18 protein-coding genes are annotated in these 21,194 nt (G+C 71.7%); 10 read left to right on the plus strand and 8 right to left on the minus strand.

Going from position 1 to position 21,194, the window contains the following annotated elements; translation table 11 throughout:
* Positions 1-2: 2 nt before the first annotated feature.
* Both AC2RP6_RS32615 and AC2RP6_RS32620 read left to right on the plus strand, forming a co-directional pair.
* Positions 3-1,091, plus strand: coding sequence for a right-handed parallel beta-helix repeat-containing protein (locus AC2RP6_RS32615; RefSeq protein ID WP_486449427.1), 1,089 nt, complete (start codon positions 3-5; stop codon positions 1,089-1,091).
* 35 nt (positions 1,092-1,126) lie between these two features.
* Positions 1,127-2,209 carry a methyltransferase gene (locus tag AC2RP6_RS32620; protein WP_486449428.1) on the plus strand — a complete coding sequence of 361 codons (1,083 nt, stop codon included), beginning with the start codon at positions 1,127-1,129 and terminating at the stop codon, positions 2,207-2,209.
* Between the two features lie 100 nt (positions 2,210-2,309).
* On the opposite strand, the gene AC2RP6_RS32625 is transcribed toward AC2RP6_RS32620, so the two are convergent.
* Together AC2RP6_RS32625 and AC2RP6_RS32630 are read right to left on the minus strand one after the other, a co-directional pair.
* Positions 2,310-2,567: an acyl carrier protein gene (locus tag AC2RP6_RS32625; protein ID WP_030660595.1), complete on the minus strand. Its 258-nt coding sequence runs from the start codon at positions 2,565-2,567 to the stop codon at positions 2,310-2,312.
* A gap of 13 nt (positions 2,568-2,580) precedes the next feature.
* Positions 2,581-3,702, minus strand: coding sequence for a SchA/CurD-like domain-containing protein (locus AC2RP6_RS32630; RefSeq protein ID WP_486449429.1), 1,122 nt, complete (start codon positions 3,700-3,702; stop codon positions 2,581-2,583).
* Positions 3,703-3,849: 147 nt separating this feature from the next.
* On the opposite strand from AC2RP6_RS32630, the gene AC2RP6_RS32635 reads away from it, so the two are divergent.
* Positions 3,850-5,505, plus strand: a complete 1,656-nt coding sequence (locus tag AC2RP6_RS32635; RefSeq protein WP_486449430.1) for an FAD-dependent oxidoreductase — start codon at positions 3,850-3,852, stop codon at positions 5,503-5,505.
* Positions 5,506-5,578: 73 nt separating this feature from the next.
* Here the strand turns inward: AC2RP6_RS32635 and AC2RP6_RS32640 are convergent, their stop codons facing one another.
* The 5 genes from AC2RP6_RS32640 to AC2RP6_RS32660 all read right to left on the minus strand — a co-directional run bounded on the left by AC2RP6_RS32640 (position 5,579) and on the right by AC2RP6_RS32660 (position 12,832).
* On the minus strand, positions 5,579-6,238 hold the full coding sequence (locus AC2RP6_RS32640) for a TetR/AcrR family transcriptional regulator (RefSeq protein WP_486449431.1): 660 nt from the start codon (positions 6,236-6,238) through the stop codon (positions 5,579-5,581).
* A gap of 118 nt (positions 6,239-6,356) precedes the next feature.
* A complete protein-coding gene (locus AC2RP6_RS32645; protein ID WP_486449432.1) occupies positions 6,357-8,420 on the minus strand; it encodes a galactose-binding domain-containing protein in 2,064 nt (687 codons plus the stop codon).
* A 270-nt stretch (positions 8,421-8,690) separates the two neighbouring features.
* Positions 8,691-9,899, minus strand: a complete 1,209-nt coding sequence (locus AC2RP6_RS32650; RefSeq protein WP_486449433.1) for a serine hydrolase domain-containing protein — start codon at positions 9,897-9,899, stop codon at positions 8,691-8,693.
* Between the two features lie 132 nt (positions 9,900-10,031).
* Positions 10,032-11,660, minus strand: a complete 1,629-nt coding sequence (locus AC2RP6_RS32655) for an AMP-binding protein (RefSeq protein ID WP_486449434.1) — start codon at positions 11,658-11,660, stop codon at positions 10,032-10,034.
* A 194-nt stretch (positions 11,661-11,854) separates the two neighbouring features.
* Positions 11,855-12,832 (minus strand): ScbA/BarX family gamma-butyrolactone biosynthesis protein, encoded by a 978-nt coding sequence (locus AC2RP6_RS32660; protein WP_486449435.1) that lies wholly within the window; start codon positions 12,830-12,832, stop codon positions 11,855-11,857.
* A 110-nt stretch (positions 12,833-12,942) separates the two neighbouring features.
* Here AC2RP6_RS32660 and AC2RP6_RS32665 point away from each other — a divergent pair, with 110 nt between their 5' ends.
* The 4 genes from AC2RP6_RS32665 to AC2RP6_RS32680 all read left to right on the plus strand — a co-directional run bounded on the left by AC2RP6_RS32665 (position 12,943) and on the right by AC2RP6_RS32680 (position 16,867).
* Positions 12,943-13,629: a ScbR family autoregulator-binding transcription factor gene (locus AC2RP6_RS32665; RefSeq protein WP_486449436.1), complete on the plus strand. Its 687-nt coding sequence runs from the start codon at positions 12,943-12,945 to the stop codon at positions 13,627-13,629.
* On the plus strand, positions 13,626-14,585 hold the full coding sequence (locus AC2RP6_RS32670) for an NAD-dependent epimerase/dehydratase family protein (RefSeq protein WP_486449437.1): 960 nt from the start codon (positions 13,626-13,628) through the stop codon (positions 14,583-14,585). Before AC2RP6_RS32665 ends, AC2RP6_RS32670 begins: the two co-directional genes overlap by 4 nt.
* Before the next feature lie 117 nt (positions 14,586-14,702).
* Positions 14,703-16,070, plus strand: coding sequence for a phosphomannomutase/phosphoglucomutase (locus AC2RP6_RS32675; RefSeq protein ID WP_486449438.1), 1,368 nt, complete (start codon positions 14,703-14,705; stop codon positions 16,068-16,070).
* Between the two features lie 362 nt (positions 16,071-16,432).
* Entirely contained in the window at positions 16,433-16,867 is a 435-nt protein-coding gene (locus AC2RP6_RS32680; RefSeq protein ID WP_486449439.1) for a hypothetical protein, read from the plus strand.
* Here the strand turns inward: AC2RP6_RS32680 and AC2RP6_RS32685 are convergent.
* Positions 16,847-18,097: an IS701 family transposase gene (locus tag AC2RP6_RS32685; protein ID WP_486449440.1), complete on the minus strand. Its 1,251-nt coding sequence runs from the start codon at positions 18,095-18,097 to the stop codon at positions 16,847-16,849. The two genes, AC2RP6_RS32680 and AC2RP6_RS32685, sit on opposite strands and share 21 nt — an antisense overlap.
* Positions 18,098-18,387: 290 nt before the next feature.
* Here AC2RP6_RS32685 and AC2RP6_RS32690 point away from each other — a divergent pair, with 290 nt between their 5' ends.
* The 3 genes from AC2RP6_RS32690 (at position 18,388) to AC2RP6_RS32700 (ending at position 21,157) form a co-directional block, all read left to right on the plus strand.
* Positions 18,388-18,993 (plus strand): TetR family transcriptional regulator, encoded by a 606-nt coding sequence (locus AC2RP6_RS32690; protein ID WP_486449441.1) that lies wholly within the window; start codon positions 18,388-18,390, stop codon positions 18,991-18,993.
* 57 nt (positions 18,994-19,050) lie between these two features.
* Entirely contained in the window at positions 19,051-19,983 is a 933-nt protein-coding gene (gene galU / locus AC2RP6_RS32695; RefSeq protein WP_486449442.1) for a UTP--glucose-1-phosphate uridylyltransferase GalU, read from the plus strand.
* A 196-nt stretch (positions 19,984-20,179) separates the two neighbouring features.
* Positions 20,180-21,157: a ParB/RepB/Spo0J family partition protein gene (locus AC2RP6_RS32700; RefSeq protein WP_486449443.1), complete on the plus strand. Its 978-nt coding sequence runs from the start codon at positions 20,180-20,182 to the stop codon at positions 21,155-21,157.
* The last annotated feature ends 37 nt before the right edge of the window (positions 21,158-21,194 follow it).

The following is a 21,194-nucleotide window of genomic DNA, read 5'->3' on the forward strand; positions in this document are numbered from 1 at the left end:
TTGTGACGAACCGACAACTCAAGTCCCTCACGTGCATCGCCGTCGTCATGGCCGCCGGCTTCGGCGTCTTCGCGCCGCCCGCATCCGCGGCCGGACACCGAGTGCGCCCGGGCGACTCGATCCAGGACGCGGTGGACTCCGCGCGGCCGGGCGACATCATCACCGTGATGCCCGGCACCTACTACGAGAACGTGCTGATCACGAAGAGGCTGACGCTGCGCGGCTGGGGCGAGCGGACGGTGATCAGGCCCCCGGCCGCGACGACCCTGCCCGCCACCCCGAAGACGTCCCGACGGGCAGCCCCGGCCTGCTCGCAGGCCGACACCGGAATCTGCGTCATGGGTACGGAGGAGCAGCCCGTCACCGGTGTCGAGATCCGCGCACTGACCGTCTCCGGCTTCAAGCGGAACGGCATCTGGGCGTCGTACACCGACCGGCTGAGCGTCGAGCGCGTGATCTCCGAGAACAACAGCACCTGGGGCATCGCCCAGGAACGCTCCACCCGCGGCTTCTTCCGCGACAACATCGCCCGCGACAACGCCGAGTCGGGCATCTTCATCGCCAACACCGTCGCGCGCGAAGGCGGCGCCACCGATACCCGCGGCGCCGTCATCCGCGGCAACAGGCTGACCGGCAACCGGATCGGGGTCACGGTCAGGCGCGTGCGGAACCTCACCGTCAGCGGCAACCACCTGACCGGCAACTGCGGCGGCGTCTTCGTCGTCGGCGACGAGGGCGAGCCCGGCGCCGGGGACCTGACCATCCGCGGCAACCGCATCCACGAGAACAACAAGTTCTGCAAGGGCAACAGCCGGCTCCCCGACATCCAGGGCGTCGGCGTCGTCCTCACCGGCGCCGAAGAGACGGTCGTGCGTTCGAACTCCATCCGGGGCAACGTCGGATCCTCCCCGCTGTCGGGCGGCATCCTGCTGTTCAAGAGCTTCGTGGGCGCGACGAACACCGACAACGTCATCGAGGACAACGTGGTGCGGGACAACCTGCCCGCCGACCTGGCCAACCAGGGCGCCGGATCGGGCAACCGGTTCCTCAACAACCGGTGCGACACCTCCGTGCCGGCCGGTCTGTGCTGACCCGTGTCCCCCCTCATCACGAGAATCGAGGCCGTATGACCACGGTGAGTTCCACCCCCGCCGCCACCCCGGCGCCCGTCCCCGCCCCGAACGCCGGCCCCCCGCACACGCCCCCGCCGGCCATGCGCCTGCGCGAGCTCGCCTTCGGCGCGGCCGTCGCCGCCGCCGTACGGGCCGCCGCGCGGCTGAAGGTGGCCGACGCCCTCGGGGAGTCGCCCGCCACCCCCGCCGAACTCGCGGCCGCGGTGCACGCGGAGCCGAAGCCCCTGCAGCGCCTGCTCCGCGCCCTGTCCTGCTACGGCATCTTCGCCGAGACCGAGGACGGCGCCTTCGTCCACACGGACATGTCACGGCTGCTGCGCGAGGACGACCCGCACAGCCTGCGCTACATCTCCCTGTGGTGCACGGAGCCCTGGACCTGGCAGGCGTGGCCGCGGCTCGACGACGCCGTCAGCACCGGCGGGAGCGTCTTCCACGACGTCTTCGGCAAGGGGTTCTTCGACTACCTGCACGAGGACGCGCACGAGTCGGCCCACGTCTTCAACCGCGCCATGACCACCTCCAGCAGGCAGTCGGCACTGGACGTCGCGGACCTCCTCGACCTCACCGGCGTCTCGGTGGTCGCGGACATCGGCGGCGGCCAGGGACACGTCCTGGCCAGCCTCCTGGAGAGGCACCCGACGGTACGCGGCCACCTGCTCGACCTGCCCGGCGTGGTCGCGAAGGCCGACCCCCGACTGCTCGACGGCGGCGCCCTCGCCGACCGTACCGGCATCGTCCCCGGCGACTGCCGCGAGGCCGTCCCCGTCGACGCCGACCTCTACATCATCAAGAACATCCTCGAGTGGGACGACGAGAGCACCCGCCGGACCCTGCGCAACGTGGTCGCCGCGGCCCGCCCCGGAGCCAGGGTCGTCGTCATCGAGAACCTCGTCGACGACACCCCGTCGATGCGGTTCACCACGGCCATGGACCTGATGCTGCTGCTCAACGTCGGCGGCGCGAAGCACACCGAGGAGAGCCTGCGCACCCGGCTGGCGGACGCCGGACTCCTGCTCGGCGACGTCCGCCCCGTCAACGCGTACCTGCACGCCTTCGAGTGCACCGTGCCCGGGTGATCCCGGCCGGCACGCGCCACGACGCCCCGGGACCGGCGGTCGGCCGGTCCCGGGGCGTCGTCATGCGTGCCGGGCGGCGGCGCCCGTCCGCCCGGACGCCTCAGGTCCCGGCCGTCAGGGCGTCGTTGACGAGGTCGAGGAACTCGCGCGGCGACTTGCACTGGTCCGCACCGGCGGGGAGGGACCGGCCGTGCCGGTTCTCCAGCTCGCCGACGATGCCGAGCAGCCCCAGGGAGTCCAGCCCCCACTCGTCGAACTTCGCATCGGGACGGTCCGCCATGACGGCGGGGTCGACGGCGATGCCCGCGCCCTTCTTCATCAGCGCGGCCAGCTCTTCCACGGTCAGTCGATCGGTCATGGCGGGCTTCTCCTCAGACTCGGTCCGGCGAACGCCGGTCGGTGATCAGGCGCATCTCGGAGCGCTCCAGAAAGCGTGAGATCTCCTGGGGGGTGGTGGGGACGCCGTCCGTGGCGCTGTCCAGCAGCCGTGCCAGCACCGCCGCCTTGTGACCGCCCTCCACGCCGAGCGTCAGGGCCGGCCGGGCGTCGTGCGGCCCGCGCAGGTCGAGGAGGCGCACGACGATGTCGTCGCGCTGGAAGACGGTGCTCGCCTCGATGGGGCTCGTCGCGTCGTCCACGGCCGCCTCGTCCTGTGCGGCGAGCAGCCGGGCGAGCTCGGTGCCGCACCCCTTCTTGGCGGGATAGAACAGCGCGTGCCGTCCGAGGTCCGCGCCGTCGGCGCCGACCGCCGCCACGTGGTGCACGGCGGGCAGCGCCGCCCGGGTGAAGAAGGTCCGGGCCGAACCGGGATCGCCGAGGTCGCGGTCCTGCTCCAGGTACGGGTTGATGGCCTCCTCCAGCGCCCGGACCTCGGGCTGCTGGGCCACGTGGCGCAGCGCCGCCAGCAGGTCGCCCTCGACCTCCATGGCCCGTACGACGCGGTTGCCGTGCATGAAGAGCGAGCTGCGGCGCAGCCGGGTGTTCTCGTCGACCTGCGCCTCCGGCGACGCGTACCCGCTCAGCAGCTCCGCCACGACGGACTCGCTGCCCGGCTTGACGGTGAAGGTCAGGGCGTGGCGGACCACGCCGTCCCCCCGCCGCGGGGTGGCCGGGCCGGGGGAGAAGGCCGCGGCGGCGCCGGGACCGTGGTCCCTGCCCGTCTCCCGCAGCACGCTGAACCGCAGCGAACGGGTGTCCCGCACGCAGCCGTGGAGGGGCTGGACGGACGCGACGTGCGCCTCGCTGTTGACCCAGGCCAAGAAGCGCGGTGCGCTCTCCCACTCACTGGTGATCAGCCACTGCGACGGATTCTCGATCGACTGGCACAGCTCGTCGCGGATGTGCCCGGGGACGGAGGAGACCTGTTTGTGGAGGTCCTCGTAGACCTCCAGGAACTGGTTCTGCGCACCGTCGTACAGATCCAGCAGCAGCACGACCCGAAGCCTCGAGTCGTCGAAGGCGGACTGGGATATCCGTTCCGACAAGGTTGTCATCGTTCACACTCCTTCGAGACCACACGGTCGCCACGGGGCGGCGCCACCCGAACCGATCGTTGTCCGATAGCCCCGTCGGCGCGAGAGGAGAGAACCAAGCGGGTGAACGGGCGAGGGAACCCCCGTCGTACAGGGCATGGAAGAGCCATGAAGGAAAACGTCGACCACCGCGTCCCGGTCCTCATCGTGGGCGGCTCGCTGGTGGGCCTGTGCACCTCGCTGTTCCTCGGTCGTCATGGCATCACGCACATGCTGGTCGAGAAGCACGCGGGAACCTCGCTGCACCCGCGTGGACGCGGCATCAACGTCCGCACCATGGAGCTGTTCCGGGTCGCCCACGTCGAGGACCGGATCCGTGCGGCCGCCGCGGTCCTGGCGGAGAACCACGGCATCCTGCAGGGCGGCTCCCTGACCGGTGACGACCAGGAGTGGTTGTTCGAGCGGATCGACCCGGGGGGCGCGCTGGCCCGGTTCAGCCCTTCGACCTGGTGCCTGTGCAGCCAGAACGACATCGAGCCGGTGCTGATGTCCGTCACCCCCGCGCTCGGGGCGGACCTGCGGTTCTCCACCGAGCTGCTCTCCTTCGAACAGGACGAGAGCGGGGTCACCGCGATCGTCAAGAACCGCGAGACCGGCGAGCACAGCACCGTGCGCGCCGACTACCTCGTCGCCGCCGACGGGCCGCGCAGCCCGGTGCGCGAACAGCTGCGCATCGGCCAGAGCGGTTCCGGCGACCTCTTCCACAACGTGAGCATCACCTTCCGCTCGCGCGCCCTCGCGGACGTGATCGGCGACCGCCGTTTCATCGTGTGCTACCTCACCAAGCCGGACGCCGACGGCGCCCTGCTGCCCGTCGACAACCGCGAGCGGTGGGTCTTCCACGCGCCGTGGCACCCCGACCGGGGCGAGACGCTGGAGGACTTCACCGACGAGCGCTGCGTGGAGCACATCCGGCGGGCCGTCGGCGCACCCGACCTGGACGTCGAGATCACCGGGAAGGCGCCGTGGCACGCCGCCGAGCGCGTCGCCCAGCGGTACGCCGCCGGCCGTGTCTTCCTGGCCGGGGACTCCGCCCACGAGATGTCGCCCACCGGGGCGTTCGGCTCCAACACCGGCATCCAGGACGCGCACAACCTCGCCTGGAAGCTCGCCGCGGTGCTGGACGGCGCGGCCGGCCCGGGACTGCTGGAGACGTACGAGTCCGAACGGCTCCCGGTGGCGCGGGCGACGAGCGAGCGGGCCTCGGCCCGTTCGGCGGAGCACAGCCATCCCGGGTACGAACCGACCCCGGAGCACACCCCCGGGGCGCCCGCGCGCGGTGGCGGCCCGCAGGGCGGGGTCCTGTCCGTGGCGATGGGGTACGGCTACGTCCAGGGCGCGGTCGTGGGGGCCGACCCGGACCTGCCGGTCGTGCCCGAACGGATGCGGCTGTGCGGCGACCCGGGCACCCGTGCCCCGCACCTGTGGCTGCGCGACCCGGCCGGGGAGCGGACCTCCACCATCGACCTCTACGAGCGGTCCTTCGTCCTGCTCAGCTCCGAGGGCACCCCGTGGAGCGGAGCGGCGGGGTCGGTCGCCAAGCGGATGAGCGTTCGGCTGGACGCCTACGCGATCGGCACCGGCCCCGAGGCCGACCTGGTCCCGGAGGACGGCGCCGACTGGGCCGAGGCCCACGGCACCACCGCCTCCGGAGCCGTCCTGGTCCGCCCCGACGGCTTCGTCGCCTGGCGCGCGCCCGACGGCGTCGCGGACCCGGAATCGGTCCTCTACAAGGTCCTGACCACCCTGCTGGACCGCTACTGACACCCGCCCCGCCGGGAGGGGAACCGCACGGCCGCGAGGTGGGCGCCGACGGCGCCTGACGGGAAGGGCCGGCTCAGGCCCGCGGTGGTGGCCCGGCGTACGCCCGGGCGTACGGCCCCGCGTGCGGCCGGTCCCCGTCCGCGGGGTCGGTGAGCCCCTCGACATGATCGGCGATCATGTCGAGGACGGCCGCGACGCCTTCGGCGTCGCCGAGCACCAGGTGGTTCAGGGTCAGCCCGTCCGTCAGGGCGGCCAGGTAGCGGGCCAGCACGGGAACCGGCACGCGCACCTCGAAGGGCATCCGCAGGCGCAGCTGCTCGATCAGCTCGGTGTAGGTGTCGGAGTACAGCTCGTACTGCCGACGTGCCAGGTGCTCGAACCCGGGCCGGCGCAGGGCGTACTGCGTGAGTTCGTAGGTGAGCATGTGCTCGCCCGGGTTGGCGGCGACGTGGTCCCAGTACGCCTGGAAGCCGGCCCGGACGGTCTCCCGGAGGGTGGCCCTGGGCCGGATGGCCTCCCTCGCCACCGCGATGCCGTGCTCGGTGATCGTCACGATCACCGCTTCCAGCAGGGCCTGCTTGGAGTCGAAGCAGTAGTGGAAGACGCTCAGGGACACGCCGGCCTCGGCGCAGATCGACCGCGTCGTTGCCCCGGCCACGCCGTCGCGGGCCATCACGCGGATCGCCGCCTCGGTCAGCTGGCGGCGTCGCTCGGCCGACGGCATGCGGGCCATGGGCACTCGTTCCCTTCGTTCTGATCGTGCCGTTCCGTGGTGCCGTGGTGCGGCGGTGCGGCCGGGGCCGGCCGGATCGGCGGATCCGGCCGGCCCCGGCCCTGGCTGCTCCGTGACGTCAGCTGCTGTAGACGCCCACCTCGTGGAGCGAGTAACCCCACTTGGTACCGCGCTGCACGCCGTGGACGCGTACGTAGCGGGCCGTGGTGCCGGTGAACAACGCCGTGTCCAGACCGCCGTCACCGGTGGTGGTCGACCACGCGGTCTGCCAGTCGGTGCCGTCGTTCGACAGCTCGATGCGGTAGGCCTGTCCGTGCGCCCGCTCCCAGTCGAGCGTGACGCGCCCGACCAGGTTGGCCGCGCCGAGGTCGATCCGGATCCACTGGTCGTCGCTCCAGTCGCTCGCCCAGCGGGTGTTCGTGTTCCCGTCGACGGCCCGGGAGGGCGCGTAGCTCGTGAACGGGTTCCATTCCGCCGAGCTGGCCTGCGTGGAGGAGCCCGCGGCCAGGTTCACGCCCGCCTTGTGCTTCTCGGAGGAACCCCAGGTGGTGAGGTAGGACTCCGCGCCGCGGAACAGGTCGTCGACCACGTCCTGGCCGCCGACGTTGCGGATGTCCTCGATCCAGTCCGGGACCAGACCGTAGTGCGAGGCGCCGTCGGTGTTGAGGTCCCAGGTGCGCTGTCCCGTGGTCTGCTTGTCGATGACGGAGCCGCCGTCGACGCTGCGGAAGGGGTAGCGCACCGGGTTGGGGGCGTCGGCCCCGCGCGGTCCGGGCCAGCCGCCGACCCCGTTCATGTCGGTGCCGTAGCCGTAGCCGACGTTGTACTTGTCGCGCAGGGCGTTCTTGGCCTTGGCCTCCGCGCTGAAGCCCTCGGCCCCGTTCATGTACTGGGCGACGAACCCGCCGAGCTTGTAGAGGCGCTCGGTCCAGTTGTCGTCCATCCAGCTGTGCGAGGAGATGATGCCCGGGTAGGACTCGGACTCCAGGATGTCGAACGCCCGGCCGGCGGCCTTGACGCTCATGTGGTCGATCTCCAGCATCATCTTGCGTTTCATCATGCCGCGCACCGCGTACTCGCCGAGCTCGGTCAGGCCGCGGGTGTTGCACTGCGCGTCCGCCGCGTACGAGGGCACGGACACCCCCGCCGGAAGCTCCTTCTGCGCCTGCGGGGCGGCCGCGAGCCCGATGGGGTTGTCGTGCTGCGGGCCCGTGCACTTCTCGGTCTTCCAGAAGGTGCCGGTCGACAGGAACTGGCCCACGTTGATGGCGGTGCCGAGCGCACCCTGGTCGAAGCGGACGCCGCACAGGGCGTTGTCGAACTTGTGGCAGAGGAACATGCTGCGCACGCCCAGCTTGTGCAGCTCGTCGAGGCCGCGGTCGACGTCCTCCTTGCTGCACTGCGCGATGTCGAGGATCTGCTTGCAGCCGAACGGCTCGGAGGTCTCCACGCCGAGGACGACGGCCAGCTTGCCCTGCTTGACCACCTCGCGGGCCTGGGCGGAGTCGGTGACGATGCGGAACCAGCCCTTTCCGGGCCCGCCGTACATCTTGTCGATGTAGGCCTGCATGTCGTACGTCTTCTGCGCCTCCAGCCGGATGGCGGTCATCTCGTCGCAGCTGCGGTCCTTGAAGAAGTACACGGAGCAGATCACGCCGTTGGTGACGAGGTCGTTGACCAGCACGCGCTGGCCGCCGCGCCAGGCCCGCTCGACCCAGGCGTAGTAGTTCTGCTGGTGGGTCAGCGAGTCGTGGGCGGGCCAGTCCTTGAAGGTCGGCCAGCCGTTGGGGTCGTGCTTGCCGTCGCCGCCCTTGGTGATGAAGTCGAAGATCGCCAGGGTGCCGTCGGGGTAGTGCTCGGGACAGTCCTTGAGCGCGTCGGCCACGCCCATCTCGGAGAAGGGCTTGCCGCAGATGAGGCGGCCGCCGAAGCCCTCGTTGGACATCAGGTGGTCGTGCGCGTCGACGAAACCGCGCACCCGGCCCTGGGAGTCGGTGCCCTTGAACGGTTCGCCGGTGATGTTGATGTCGGAGTCGGGTGCGGGCCGCGCCACCGGATTCCACCAGCCGGGGTCGGCGGCGGAGCTGGGCACGGGGCCGAGCACCATCGCCACCACGGCGAGGAGCAATGACAGGACCGCGAGGGGGCTGCGCCTGGGGTGCGTGTGTCGGGAAATGGTCATCACTCACGTCTTCGGTCGGCGGACGGCGCGGTGGAGGAGCCGGATCCGATCGGGTGGAGCCGGACCCGTTCGGGGGACGCGACGGCCACACGGGAGTGCTGACTTGTCATGAACCCGCAAACGGTGGTCCGAGAATCGCCACTGGCGTCGACGGAGTCAAGAGTCCGGGACGGATGACCTGATGATTCGTCAGTAGCTCTCGTGTCCCGAAGTGACGACGCGGTGGGCGCCGGCCGAGGAGCCGGGCCGGCACCCACCGCCGGGCGCGCGTCAGCGTGCGTTGTGCTCGGGAAGGTCAACCTCGGCCGGGGCGAAGCCGAAGTCGCGCGCGCCCTTCTTCTCGGTCTGCGTGCCGCAGAACGCGGCCTCCAGGGTGCCGCCGAGCGCCGTGTTGGCCTCGCCGCGGTTCGAGGTGTTCGCCATCGCCGAGAGGCTGCGCCGGCCGTCGCGCGTGGAGAAGGCGTAGGTGTAGAAACCCTGCACCGTACCGGTGTGCCCGTAGACCGACGTGCCGCAGGAGAGGTCGTAGCGGCGCAGGCCCAGCCCGTAGAACCGGGTGTTCGTGGTGTCGGTCGGGGTCGCGGTCACCATGGCGTCCAGCAGTCGGGGCGACAGCAGCCGGCCGCCGAGCAGCGCGGAGGTGAAGGTGTTCAGATCCGCCGGGCTGGAGATGACCGCCCCGGCGGACTGGGCCCACGACACGGTCTGCTCGGTGGAGTCGACCAGCGGCGCGCCGGCCTCGTCGGGGTGCAGGTACCCGCGGGCGTGCAGGCCCTTGATCTTGGTGTCGGGGTGTACGTAGGTGGTGTTGCGCAGGCCCAGCGGCTTGAAGATGCGCCGCTCGTACTCCTTGCCCACCCGGTTGCCGGTGGCCTTCTCGATGAGCATGCCGACGACGACGAAGTTGGTGTTGGAGTACTTGTACGCCAGGCCGGGTTCGGTGGTCCTGGGCTCGCGCAGCGAGAGGTCCACCAGCTCCTGGTAGCTGAACACCCGGTTGCGCACGGCCTCGAACCCGGGGACGGTGTGCTCGAACATGGCGTCCGTGTAGTCCGCCAGACCGCTGCGGTGCGTCAGCAGGTGGCGCACGGTGATCCGGTCGTCGGGCAGCAGACCGGGCAGGTAGCGGTTGACGGACGTGTCCAGGTCGATCTTCTTCTCGCCGACGAGCTGGAGCAGGACCACGGAGGAGAAGGTCTTGCTGACGCTGCCGATCCGGAAGCGGGCCTGCGGGTCCATGGCCGCACCCGTGGACCTGTCGCGCACGCCGACGGCCCGGGTGCGGACCCCGTCGGGGCCGCTGAAGCGGGCCATGGCGCCGGGTGCGCCCGCGGCCGTGGTGTTGCGCAGCGCCTGGGTCAGCGCATCGAGGTCGGGGGCGGTTCCGGCGGCCTGGGCGGTGGTCGCGGGGGCGACGGCGGCCGTCACGGCGAGCAGGGCGGCGGTCAGGGCGAGACGTCGGTTCACGGGCAGCGGCACGGTGTTCCTCTGGTCGGTGGTCAGTCGGCGGCAAAGGGCGGGGCGTCGCGGACGGCCGGACGGCGCGACCGCGACGCGCCCAGGAAGATCATCGGTCAGGAGCGGTGCCGGCGCGAGCCGCAACGCGCCGTTCTAGGACGGCAGTTCCAGCAGGCGGAGGGCTTCCCGGCGCATTTCCACCTTGCGGACCTTGCCGGTGACGGTCATGGGGAACTCCTCCACGACGTGCACGTACCGCGGGATCTTGAAGTGCGCCAGCCGGCCGGCGCAGTACGCGCGGACGGCGTCCGCCGTCAGCGGCTCGGCCCCCTCGCGCATGCGCACCCACGCCATCAGCTCCTCACCGTACTTGGGGTCGGGCACCCCGATGACCTGGACGTCGAGGACGTCCGGGTGCGTGTGGAGGAACTCCTCGATCTCGCGCGGGTAGAGGTTCTCCCCGCCGCGGATCACCATGTCCTTGATCCGGCCGGTGATGCTCAGGTACCCGTCCCCGTCCATGACGGCCAGGTCGCCGGTGTGCATCCAGCGCGCCGCGTCGACGGCCTCCGCGGTCCGCTCCGGTTCCTCCCAGTAGCCGAGCATCACCGCATAGCCGCGGGTGCACAGTTCGCCCGGCTCGCCCCGCGGCACCGTCCGCCCGGTCCGCGGATCGACCACCTTCACCTCCAGGTGCGGCCCGACCCGGCCGACGGTGGACACGCGGCGCTCGACCGGGTCGTCGGCGCGGGTCTGCGTCGACACCGGGGAGGTCTCCGTCATCCCGTAGCAGATGGACACCTCCGCCATGCCCATGCGTTCGACGACCTCCCGCATGACCTCGACCGGGCAGGGCGAGCCCGCCATGATCCCCGTACGCAGGCTGGACAGGTCGTACGAGTCGAACCCGGGCTCCGCCAGCTCGGCGATGAACATCGTGGGGACGCCGTACAGCGAGGTGCACCGTTCCGCCTCCACCGCGGCCAGGGTGGCCGCCGGGTCGAAGACCGGCGCGGGGATCACCATGGCCGCGCCGTGGCTGGTGCAGGCGAGGTTGCCCATGACCATGCCGAAGCAGTGATAGAGGGGCACCGGGATGCAGACCCGGTCGTGCTCGGTGTAGTGGCACAGCTCGCCGACGAAGAAGCCGTTGTTGAGGATGTTGTGGTGCGAGAGGGTCGCGCCCTTGGGGAATCCGGTGGTCCCGGAGGTGTACTGGATGTTGACGGCGTCGTCCGGGCTCAGCGCTGCCTGCGCCCGGGCGAGGTCGGCCGGGTCGCCCTGCCGGCCGCGCTCCAGCAGGGAGTTCCACAGCGGGCCGTCGAGCAGGGCCACGAACTCCAGGTCCGGGCAGCGCGGGCGGACCTCCTCGATCATGGCGGCGTAGTCGGAGGTCCTGAAGCGGTCCGCGGCGGCCAGCAGCCGGATGCCGGACTGCCGCAGGACGTACTCCAGTTCGTGGGAGCGGTAGGCGGGGTTCACGGTGACGAGGACCGCCCCGATCCTGGCCGTGGCGTACTGCACCAGCGTCCACTCCGCGCGGTTGGGGGCCCAGATGCCGACGCGGTCGCCCTTCACGATGCCCAGGTCCAGCAGTCCCAGGGCGAGCGCGTCGACGTCGGCGGCCAGCTGCGCGTACGTCCACCGGCGGCCGGCGGCCACGTCGACGAGGGCGTCGCGGTCGGGGAACCTGCGCACCGTGCGGTCCAGGTTCTCGCCGATGGTGTCACCGAGCAACGGCACTTCGCAGACCCCGGACGCGTAACTCGATGCGGCAGACACATGGACCTCCTGGAGGGGCGGGCGGGTGGGTCGGTGCGGTCCGGGGCGGGGTTCGCCCCGAAGTCACCGACGGGCACGCGGGGAACTCCCTGCCAGCCTGCCCCGCGTGCGCGGGTGCCCACGCCTCCGGGCCGAAGGGAAGGCGCCTGCCGGGGAGTCCCGGCAGGCGCCTTCGTCCACGTCGGAGGGAAGGGTCAGCGTGCGGCGAAGGCGCGCAGGGGCGCGGGCGCCGTGGCGGTGATCGTCGCCGTGGCGGTGAAGACCTCCTCGCCGTCCTGCCGGGCCACGACACGTACGGGCAGCCGTCGGCGGTCCGGAGCCGCCGTCAGGTCCGGGAGCGGGGTCGTCTCGATCCAGCAGGGCGCGTTCAGCTCCGCGTAGCGGAAGAACCGCATCTCCATGTCGGTCAGAACCCCTCGGCGGGGGAAGGCGGAGGCGTACGCGGCCTGGCGTACGGCTTCCAGGAGCAGCATGCCCGGGGCGTGGTCCACGGGGTGGTCGAAGAGGATGGGGTGGTTGACGTCGGTCCGCAGCTGCGCCCGGTGCATCGCGCTGGTGGGGGAGAGCACCACGTCGTGGAAGCGGTCGCGGCCCACCCGCCGGGGAGTCATCGGCGGCGGGAGCGGGATCATGCGGGCGGTCACCTGGTCGATGTCGGCGTTCCCGCCGCGCAGGCGCTGGTAGACGGTCTCGGGCTGGTTGGTGAAGCCGGCCTCGGCGGTGCCGAGGAACTCCCCGTCCCGGGTGGCGGTGACGTGCATGGTCAGACGGGCGAGCCTGCGGCCCCGGCGGGCGATGCCCGAGCAGCGGATGTGGAGCATGATGTCGGCGGGTCTCGGACCGACCACGAGCGCGGCGGGCTCCGTCGCACAGCTGAACGTGTCCCAGATCTGGCGGTGACCGAAGGGCACGTCGTACGCCACGTGACTGAGCAGCGGGATGGCCTGGCGGACGGACTCGGCCAGGAGCAACGGGTCGTGGTGACCCGCGTCGGGCGAGTAGAAGCTGTGGGCGCGGGGCCACTGGGCGGTGACGACGAACTCGTCGGGAGCGACGGAACGCCAACCGGTGAGCAGGACTTCGGAGTGCGCGCTCTTGTGCACGTACTCCCGCGGCAAGGCGCTGCTGAGCGCGGTCGCGGGCGAGGCGGAGCGTGTGGCTGAGACAGTCATTGGTGGAGCCCCCCTGGAACGTCGGACATGAGCTGGAGCTGGTGCTTGTTCGGCGCTGGGTCCTAAAATAAAGGATGTTCGTTTTTTTTGTCGAGAAGGATTAGGTGCTCATGTCAGAGCGGAAGCAGCAACGGGCCCCTCAACTCAGGGCAGTTCAGACGAAGGCGGCCATCCTGCGCGCCGCGGCGGAGGTCTTCGACGAGTTCGGCTTCAGCGGGGCCAGCATCAGCAAGATCATGAAGCGGGCGGCCGTCACGCAGGGCGGGATGTACTTCCACTTCGGCTCGAAGGAGGAACTCGCCTACGCGGTGATGGTCGGCCAGGGTGAGGGGCTGGAGTTCCCCGCGGGCGAGGACGGCCTCCAGCGTCTGGTGGACATCACCCTTTACCTCGCCGAGCAGCTCCAGCACAATCCGGTGCTCCGCGCCGGCGTACGACTGGCCGTGGAGCAGGGCGAGTTCGGGCTGCGCGACGACGTCGCCTACCAGGCCTGGGTGCTGGAGTTCCGCCAGCAGCTGCGCTTCGCCCGGGCCAAGGGGGAACTCCAGCCGGACGTCGACGACCACGAACTGGCCTGGGTGCTCGTCAGCTCCTTCACCGGCGCACAGCTCTTCTCCCAGGCGTCCACCGGCCGGGCCGATCTGCCCCAGCGGATCGCCTCGCTCTGGCGCTACCTGCTGCCCGCCGTGGCGGCCGACGACGTCCGGGGCGGTCTGCGCCTGACGCTGCCGCCGACGACCGCACCGGCGACGGAACCGGAACCGGAGCCGGCCGCCGAGCCGGAGCAGCGGGGTTGACCGGGCCGCAGGTCGTCGTGACCGGGCCGACGGGCTTCGTCGGGTCGGCGGTGGTGCGCCGGCTGGCCGAGCGGAGCCCGTCCGCCGTGCTGCGCGCGGTGTCCCGTACGCCCGCCGCCGGCGGCGCCGCGGACCACGGTCACCGCGCGGCCGTGGACCTGGCCGACCCGTCCTCGTTGCACGGGGTGTGCGAGGGCGCCGACGTCCTGCTGTCCCTCGCCTCCTACATCGGACCGGACGCCGAGCGGTGCGAGGCGGTCAACTCCGTCGGGACCGCGGCCCTGATGGCGGAGGCCCGGCGCGCGGGCGTGCGGCGCATCGTGCACCTGTCGACGTGCGCCGTCTACGGCCCGGGGCCCCACCGGGGGCCCGAGGTAGGGGAGTTGACCCCGGCGCCGGTGTCGCCGGCCAGTGGCAGCCGGCTGGCGGGGGAGGCGTCCGTGCTCGACGCGGGCGGCCTGGTGCTGCGGGCCGGCCTGGTCCTGGGGAGGGGCGACCGCTGGGCCGTGCCGGCCCTCTGCGACGCCTTCCGACGGGTACCGGCGCAGTGGGACGGGGGAGCCGGGACGGCTTCCTTCGTCGACGTCGACGACCTGGCGCGGCTCGTCGCGGCCTTCGCCCTCGGGGGCGGCACCGCGACCGCGGCCACGGGCGTACTGCACGCCCACCATCCGGAGCCGGTGCGCAACCGGGACCTCATGCGGGCGCTCGCCGACCACGGGGTGCTGCCGGGTCGGCCCACCGCCGACTGGCCCTGGAGCCGGTGCCTGGAGGTCCTGGCCGCGACCCCGGGCTGGGTCAGCGAGCGGCAGTTCACACTGCTCGCCCGGGACCACTGGTACCGCGCGGACGCGGCATGGCGGCTCGCGGGCATCGCCCCGGGACCGGGCCCGCTGGCACGGCTCGGCCGGGCGGCGTCCTGGTACCGGGAGCGGGGCTCGGTCCGGCCGGGGTGACGGAGATCTGCCAAAGCCGCAACGGGATGGGGGCGGAAGGGCCGTGGCGGGGAAGGCGACGGGTAGCGTCCGGGACGGCCGGTCCCGGTCGCCCGTACACCCGATGGAGGAGTGGAAATGCCCGACCTTTCGAACATCGTCAAGGCGTATGACGTGCGTGGCGTCGTGCCGGACGAGTGGGACGAGTCCCTGGCGGAGCTGTTCGGTGCTGCTTTCGTCGAGGTCGTGGGTGGGTCGGCGATCGTGGTGGGGCATGACATGCGTCCTTCGTCGCCGGGTCTGTCGGCGGCGTTCGCGCGGGGTGCCGCGGCGCGTGGTGTGGATGTGACGTTGATCGGGTTGTGTTCGACGGATCAGCTGTATTACGCGTCGGGGTCGATGGGTCTGCCGGGTGCGATGTTCACGGCGTCGCACAATCCGGCGCGGTACAACGGGATCAAGATGTGCCGGGCGGGTGCGGCGCCGGTGGGTCAGGACACGGGTCTGTCGCGGATCCGGTCGTTGGTGGAGGGCTGGCTGGACGCGGGCGTTCCGGAGGTTGCTGCGGGCACGGTGGCGGGGACGGTGACGGAGCATGACTCGCTGAAGGGGTATGCGGAGCATCTGCGTTCGCTGGTGGACCTGTCGTCGGTCCGTCCGCTGAAGGTGGTGGTGGACGCGGGCAACGGGATGGGTGGTCATACCGTTCCGACGGTGTTCGAGGGGCTGCCGCTGGATGTGACGCGGATGTACTTCGAGTTGGACGGGACGTTCCCCAACCACGAGGCGAATCCGCTGGATCCGAAGAACATCGTGGATCTGCAGGCGCGGGTGCTGGCGGAGGGTGCGGATCTGGGTATCGCTTTCGACGGGGACGCGGACCGGTGTTTCATCGTGGACGAGCGGGGTGTGGGGGTGTCGCCGTCGGCGATCACGGCTCTGGTGGCGTCGCGTGAGCTGGCCCGTCATGGTGGGTCGGGCACGGTGATCCACAATCTGATCACGTCGATGTCGGTGCCGGAGGTCGTCCGGGAGAGCGGTGGCACGCCGGTTCGTACGCGGGTGGGTCATTCCTTCATCAAGGAGGAGATGGCGCGGACGGGTGCGATTTTCGGTGGTGAGCATTCGGCGCACTACTACTTCAAGGACTTCTGGAACGCGGACACGGGCATGCTGGCCGCATTGCACGTCCTTGCAGCCCTCGGCGGTCAGGACGGTCCGTTGTCGGCGCTGGTGGCTTCCTATGACCGGTATGAGGGGTCGGGGGAGATCAATTCGACGGTGGCTGATCAGGCGGGTCGGCTGGCGGCGGTGCGGGAGTCCTTCGGTGGCCGTGAGGGTGTGACGCTGGATGAGCTGGACGGTTTGACGGTGACGGGTGAGGGGTGGTGGTTCAACGTGCGTGCGTCGAACACGGAGCCGTTGCTGCGTCTGAACGTCGAGGCGCGTGACGAGGCCACCCTGACCCGCGTCCGCGACGAAGCCCTGGCCCTCATCCGCGCCTGACCCGCCCGGCAGGTGGTGCCGGCTCGCGCTTTCCGGCGGGGGCCGGCCTTTCCCGCTTCGCGTGCTCGGGCTTTCCGGCGGGTCCGCACATGCAGCCTCGCCGGCGTTTGAGGCGCGGGTCCGGGCGGAGCCCGGCACCCGGCGCAGCCGGGGTCTGCCGCCGCCGGGCCCCGGCGCTACCGCGTGGCCGGGGTCTGCCGCCGCCGGGCCCAGCGGCCCCAGCGCCACCGCAGGCCCGGGCCCGACGCTGCACCGACGCCGCTTCGAGGGGATACTGGATCGAGTCGGGCGCCCCCGCATCGCACCCCCGCACCGCACCCCCGCACCGCACCCCCGGACCACGTGGCGCCCCGGAGGTTCCCATGCCCCGTCGACCGATCGCACGCCGGCCCGCGCTCCTCGTCGCGGCCGGAGCCGCGCTCCTGCTCGCGGCGGCCCCCTTGACCCCGGCCTCGGCGGCTGTCGGTGCCGTCCAGCTCTCCCTGGGCGAGCCGGGCAAGGACGGGCCGCTCATGGGCGCCCCGATCAAGAAGGTCGAGAGCCCCGAGTCCAACCGGTGCTACTCGGTCAAGGACGTCTTCCCCGACGCGGCGGAGGGCAGCTACTTCCGTGCGGTGTCGAACCACACCAACGCGTCCCTGTTCGTCTACGAGGCCGACGCCTGCGCGGGCGCACCGCGAGAGAGCACGGGGATGGAACCGGGCAAGGTGATCATCAACGTCCCGCTGCGCTCCTTCAAGGTCGGCCCCTCCCCGGACCTGCCCTTCACCACTCCGTCACCGTCGGCGGGCCAGTGATCGGGGCGGGCTGACGACACCCTCGACGCCTCCCCAGGACCGTGAGAACAGGGCCTGGTAGGCGTACGCGGCGGACATCAACGTCATGTGGTGGTGCCAGCCGGGGAACGAGCGCCCCTCGAAGTCCAGCAGGCCGAACTCGTCGGCCAGGACGCCGAGGGTGGCCGCCGCCCGGGCCGAGCGTCGTACCAGGTGCAGCAGGTCGTCCATCCGGTGGTGGCTCATGTTGGTGAGCCAAACCGCCCCGCCGGGCCGCGCCCCGGGCCCCGCCCCCGTCCCCGGCCACACCGCCGGTTCGCCGAACAGCCGGTACGTCTGGTGCGTGCCGGGGGCCGTCGGCTCCCCGCCGGGCACCCGGACCAGCGCCGAGCGGATGTGCGGCCGCTGCGGGTGCGCGGAGGAGGCGGCGTACGGAGCGGCGTACGGATGGCTGGTGTTCCCCCGTCGGGCGAGGTCGCCCGCGGTGGTCGGGTGCACGGGCCCCCGGGCCAGTTCCCTCCCGTGCGCCGGGCCGGCCGCGCGCACGATGAGCGTCGGCGGGACGGACACCAGGAAGTCGTGGCCGCGGCGGCCGAGCGTGCCGATCAGCGCGCCGGCGGCGCCGAGTCGGCTGATGTCGGCGACCACGGGGGCGCGGGCGGACGCCGTACGGGCGGCGGTCGAGTCGATGAGGTCGAGGACCAGTGACTCGGGGGTCCGGTGCGTGACGTCGGGCGAGATGCGCGCCCGACGGCGCAGGGCCGGGTCCACCGACCAGCTCTCGGGAAGTACCAGCCGCCAGTCGACGGGCACGCTCATGCCGTCCAGGGAGAGGAACAGACCGAACCCGAACTGGCAGTTGACGATGCGTCCGGCCGCCGGGTCGAAGCGGCGGTGTACGCCGACCGAGTGCTCACCGCGCTTGGGGAAGCACACCTGTCCGATCGTCCAGGCGTGCACCCGGTGGCGTTCCTCCACCTGCCGGAGCAGCTCGGTGCGGGCCGGATCCCAGTCCCAGGGGCTGGCGTTGATGAACTGCTGCAACGACTGGGAGGCGGTCGGTGACGTGGTCACGGACGCGGCGAGCCTGCGGACGGACTTCTTGCCCGGGGTGCTGAGCAGGCCCTGTAGGTAGACCCGGGCCCATCTGCGCTGGTCGGCCCTCGGTAAGTGACCGAAGAGGCGTTCGGTGAAGTCGTCCAGGGCGGTGCCGTCGGCAGCCGGTGCTCTGGTCCTCATGCGCGTCGTCATCTGTCGTCTCCCCTCCCGTGCGGACATGGGTGTGCGCCATGACACCTCGGAGAATACAGAACGTTCGTTTTGTTTTCCAGCTAAAGTCTGGCGTCTCCGCAACGACTTGGGCACGTTGGAGCCACGGCAGCCGCCGGCGCGGGCGGACGGCCCGGAGCGTCGGCCGCATGGTCGCTTCTTCGTCAAGTGGCCGTTGTGTGCGGCTCGCGCCGGGGTGAGGCTGGAGGTCGTCCCCGTGCCGGGCGCGGGGGCGAGTGAGGAACGAACCGGATGGCAGTGATAGTGCAGTGGTGAAGCAAGAGCGCGGCGTACGCACCCGTAATCATCTGATCTCGGTGGCCGCCGCCGAATTCGACCGCAACGGATATGACGGCACGTCGCTTTCCCGGCTGAGCAGATCGGCCGGCATTTCGATCGGGGCCGTCACCTTTCACTTTTCTGCGAAGGGGGAACTGGCGACCGCCGTCGAAGATTCCGGTCGGGCCGCCACCCGAAGGGTGGTCGAGCGGGTGACGGCCCGCGGGGGTCCGGCGCTGGACACCGTCTCCTCGCTCGTCCTTGCCCTCGGCCGGCTGATCGAGACCGACCCCGCCGTGCGCGCCGCGGCGCGGCTCACGCAGGAGCGCGTCGGCGCCGGTCCCGAATGGTGCGGCTGCTGGCTCCCCGACGTGGAGGAACTCCTGGCTCAGGCGGCGCAGGACGGGCAGCTCCATCCGGAGGTCGATCCGCGTCCCCTCACCCGGCTGACGGGCCATCTGGTCGGGGGCGTCGTCGCGCGGGCCCGCCGGGAGCGCGACGACGTCCGCCCCGGGGCGGTCGCCGGCGAACTCGGGGAGCTGTGGTGCCTCGTCCGGCGGCGCGTCGCCGCCCAGCCCCCGACGGAAATGCCCAAGTAGGCAGGAAAGCGCGGCGGTTCCACCCGCCGGCGGACGGTGCCGTCTAGCGTCGGCGGCATGAATTCCACACCCCAGCAGATAACCAAGGCAGTCATCCCCGCCGCGGGACTCGGAACACGTTTCCTCCCGCTGACGAAAGCCACCCCCAAGGAAATGCTCCCGGTGGTCGACAAGCCCGCCATCCAGTACGTGGTGGAAGAGGCGGTCGCGGCGGGGATGTCCGACATCCTCATGGTCACCGGGCGCAACAAGCGGCCGCTCGAGGACCACTTCGACCGCAACCACGAGCTGGAGGAGGCCCTCCAGCGCCGTGGTGATCAGGACAAACTCAACAGCGTCTGCGCCTCCACCGAACTCGCGGACATCCACTACGTGCGCCAGCGCGACCCCAAGGGACTCGGGCACGCCGTCCTCTGCGCCGCTCCGCACGTCGGCCGCGAGCCCTTCGCCGTCCTCCTGGCAGACGACCTGATCGACCCCAGGGACCCCCTGCTCGCCCGGATGGCCGAGGTGCGCGCCCGGCTCGGTGGCAGTGTCGTGGCCCTCATGGAGGTCGACCCGGACGCCATCCACCTGTACGGATGCGCCGCGGTCGAGCAGGCGGCGCCGGGCGGCGGCTCCGGCGACGGCGAGGGCGGCGACGGCGTGCGCATCACCGAACTGGTGGAGAAGCCGGAGCCCGGCACCGCCCCCAGCAACCTCGCCGTCATCGGCCGGTACCTCCTCGATCCCGAGATCTTCGACGTGCTGCGGAGCACCGCCCCCGGCCGCGGCGGCGAGATCCAGCTCACGGACGCACTGCGTGCCCTGGTCCGGGCCGGACGGCCGGTCCACGGCGTGGTCTTCTCCGGCCGGCGCTACGACACCGGAGACCGCGCCGAGTACCTCCGTGCGACGGTCCGGCTCGCCTGCGAGCGGGACGACCTCGGGCCCGAATTCCTCTCGTGGCTTCGGGAGTTCGTCCGCGCGGACACACTCCAGACCGCCTGATGCGCCGCCCGGTGGGCGACCGGCGAAGTTCCCCGGTCGCCCACCCGACCGGCGCCGACTCTGCCAACTTGCCCAAATCTCAACGGGGTTCGGCTGCGACGTAGGTTACCGAACGGTAGTTACGTAACTTCTTTTCCGGGCCCGGCGCCACGGTGCTGTGCCCCAGGAGTCGAGCGCACGAAAGGAGGTGAACACCATGGACGACCCGAACGCACGGCACCCGGACGTGCAGACCCCCCACTCCGCGACCGAGGTGCCGGTCGGCTCACTGCTCGCGGCGGATTCCCCCCGCGCCGTCCCGGTGGACGAGAGCCACGCACAGGCCCTCGCCCACTCCGGCCGGACGCTGCCGCCGCTGCTCGTGCACCGCCCCACCATGCGGATCATCGACGGCACGCACCGCCTGCGGGCGGCCGTGCTGAGCGGCCGCGACACCGTCGGAGTGACGTACTTCGACGGCAGCGCCGAGGACGCCTTCGTCCTCTCCGTCGAGGCCAACACCAGCCACGGACTCCCGCTGACCCAGGCCGAACGCACCGCTGCGGCGATTCGGATCCTGCGCTCCCACCCGGACTGGTCCGACCGTGGGATCGCGCAGCGGACCGGGCTCGCGGCCAAGACCGTCGGCGCGCTGCGCCGGCGGGAAGTTCCGGAGCACGAGCCGCCGGGCCGCGTCGGCCGGGACGGACGCGTCCGGCCGGCCGATCCGGCCCGCGGCCGCGAAGCGGCGGCCCGGCTCCTCGCGGGCCGGCCCACCGCATCCCTGCGGCAGATCGCGCGGGAGGCGGGCATCGCGCCCTCGACCGTACGGGACGTACGCCGCCGGATCGGCGAGGGCGAGGACCCCGTACCGGCGGGGCAGCGGCGCTCCGGCGGCGTACCGTCCCCGCCGGCCCGGCCGGCGGACCGCGGACGGGCCCGCGGTCAACCGCTGCCCGCGCTGGTCACCGGGCTCTGCAAGGACCCCCTGCTCAGGCTCAGTGAGGCGGGCAGGCTGCTCCTGCGCATGCTCGACCTCCAGGTGAGCGGGCTGCGGCAGCGGGAGCGGATCGTGGCGGCGGTGCCCCCGTACCGCGCCGAGACCGCCGCCGCCGCTGCCGCGCAGTGCGCCCGCGACTGGCAGGAGCTGTCGGAGGAACTGGGCCGGCGCGCCTCGCCGGCGGACCGCCCCTGAGCGGCCCAGAAACCCCTAATACCGGCCTTCCTCGCTG

The organism is Streptomyces sp. WAC03905 (assembly GCF_057371075.1).

Excerpts from the sequence above, each read along its gene's own strand:
- AC2RP6_RS32620 (WP_486449428.1), top strand. The coding sequence starts at position 1,127 with ATGACCACGGTGAGTTCCACCCCCGCCGCCACCCCGGCGCCCGTCCCC.
- AC2RP6_RS32645 (WP_486449432.1), bottom strand. The coding sequence starts at position 8,420 with ATGACCATTTCCCGACACACGCACCCCAGGCGCAGCCCCCTCGCGGTC.
- AC2RP6_RS32700 (WP_486449443.1), top strand. The coding sequence starts at position 20,180 with ATGGACGACCCGAACGCACGGCACCCGGACGTGCAGACCCCCCACTCC.
- AC2RP6_RS32660 (WP_486449435.1), bottom strand. The coding sequence starts at position 12,832 with ATGACTGTCTCAGCCACACGCTCCGCCTCGCCCGCGACCGCGCTCAGC.
- AC2RP6_RS32680 (WP_486449439.1), top strand. The coding sequence starts at position 16,433 with ATGCCCCGTCGACCGATCGCACGCCGGCCCGCGCTCCTCGTCGCGGCC.
- AC2RP6_RS32675 (WP_486449438.1), top strand. The coding sequence starts at position 14,703 with ATGCCCGACCTTTCGAACATCGTCAAGGCGTATGACGTGCGTGGCGTC.
- AC2RP6_RS32625 (WP_030660595.1), bottom strand. The coding sequence starts at position 2,567 with ATGACCGATCGACTGACCGTGGAAGAGCTGGCCGCGCTGATGAAGAAG.
- AC2RP6_RS32630 (WP_486449429.1), bottom strand. The coding sequence starts at position 3,702 with ATGACAACCTTGTCGGAACGGATATCCCAGTCCGCCTTCGACGACTCG.
- galU (WP_486449442.1), top strand. The coding sequence starts at position 19,051 with ATGAATTCCACACCCCAGCAGATAACCAAGGCAGTCATCCCCGCCGCG.
- AC2RP6_RS32635 (WP_486449430.1), top strand. The coding sequence starts at position 3,850 with ATGAAGGAAAACGTCGACCACCGCGTCCCGGTCCTCATCGTGGGCGGC.
- AC2RP6_RS32640 (WP_486449431.1), bottom strand. The coding sequence starts at position 6,238 with ATGGCCCGCATGCCGTCGGCCGAGCGACGCCGCCAGCTGACCGAGGCG.
- AC2RP6_RS32665 (WP_486449436.1), top strand. The coding sequence starts at position 12,943 with ATGTCAGAGCGGAAGCAGCAACGGGCCCCTCAACTCAGGGCAGTTCAG.
- AC2RP6_RS32685 (WP_486449440.1), bottom strand. The coding sequence starts at position 18,097 with ATGACGACGCGCATGAGGACCAGAGCACCGGCTGCCGACGGCACCGCC.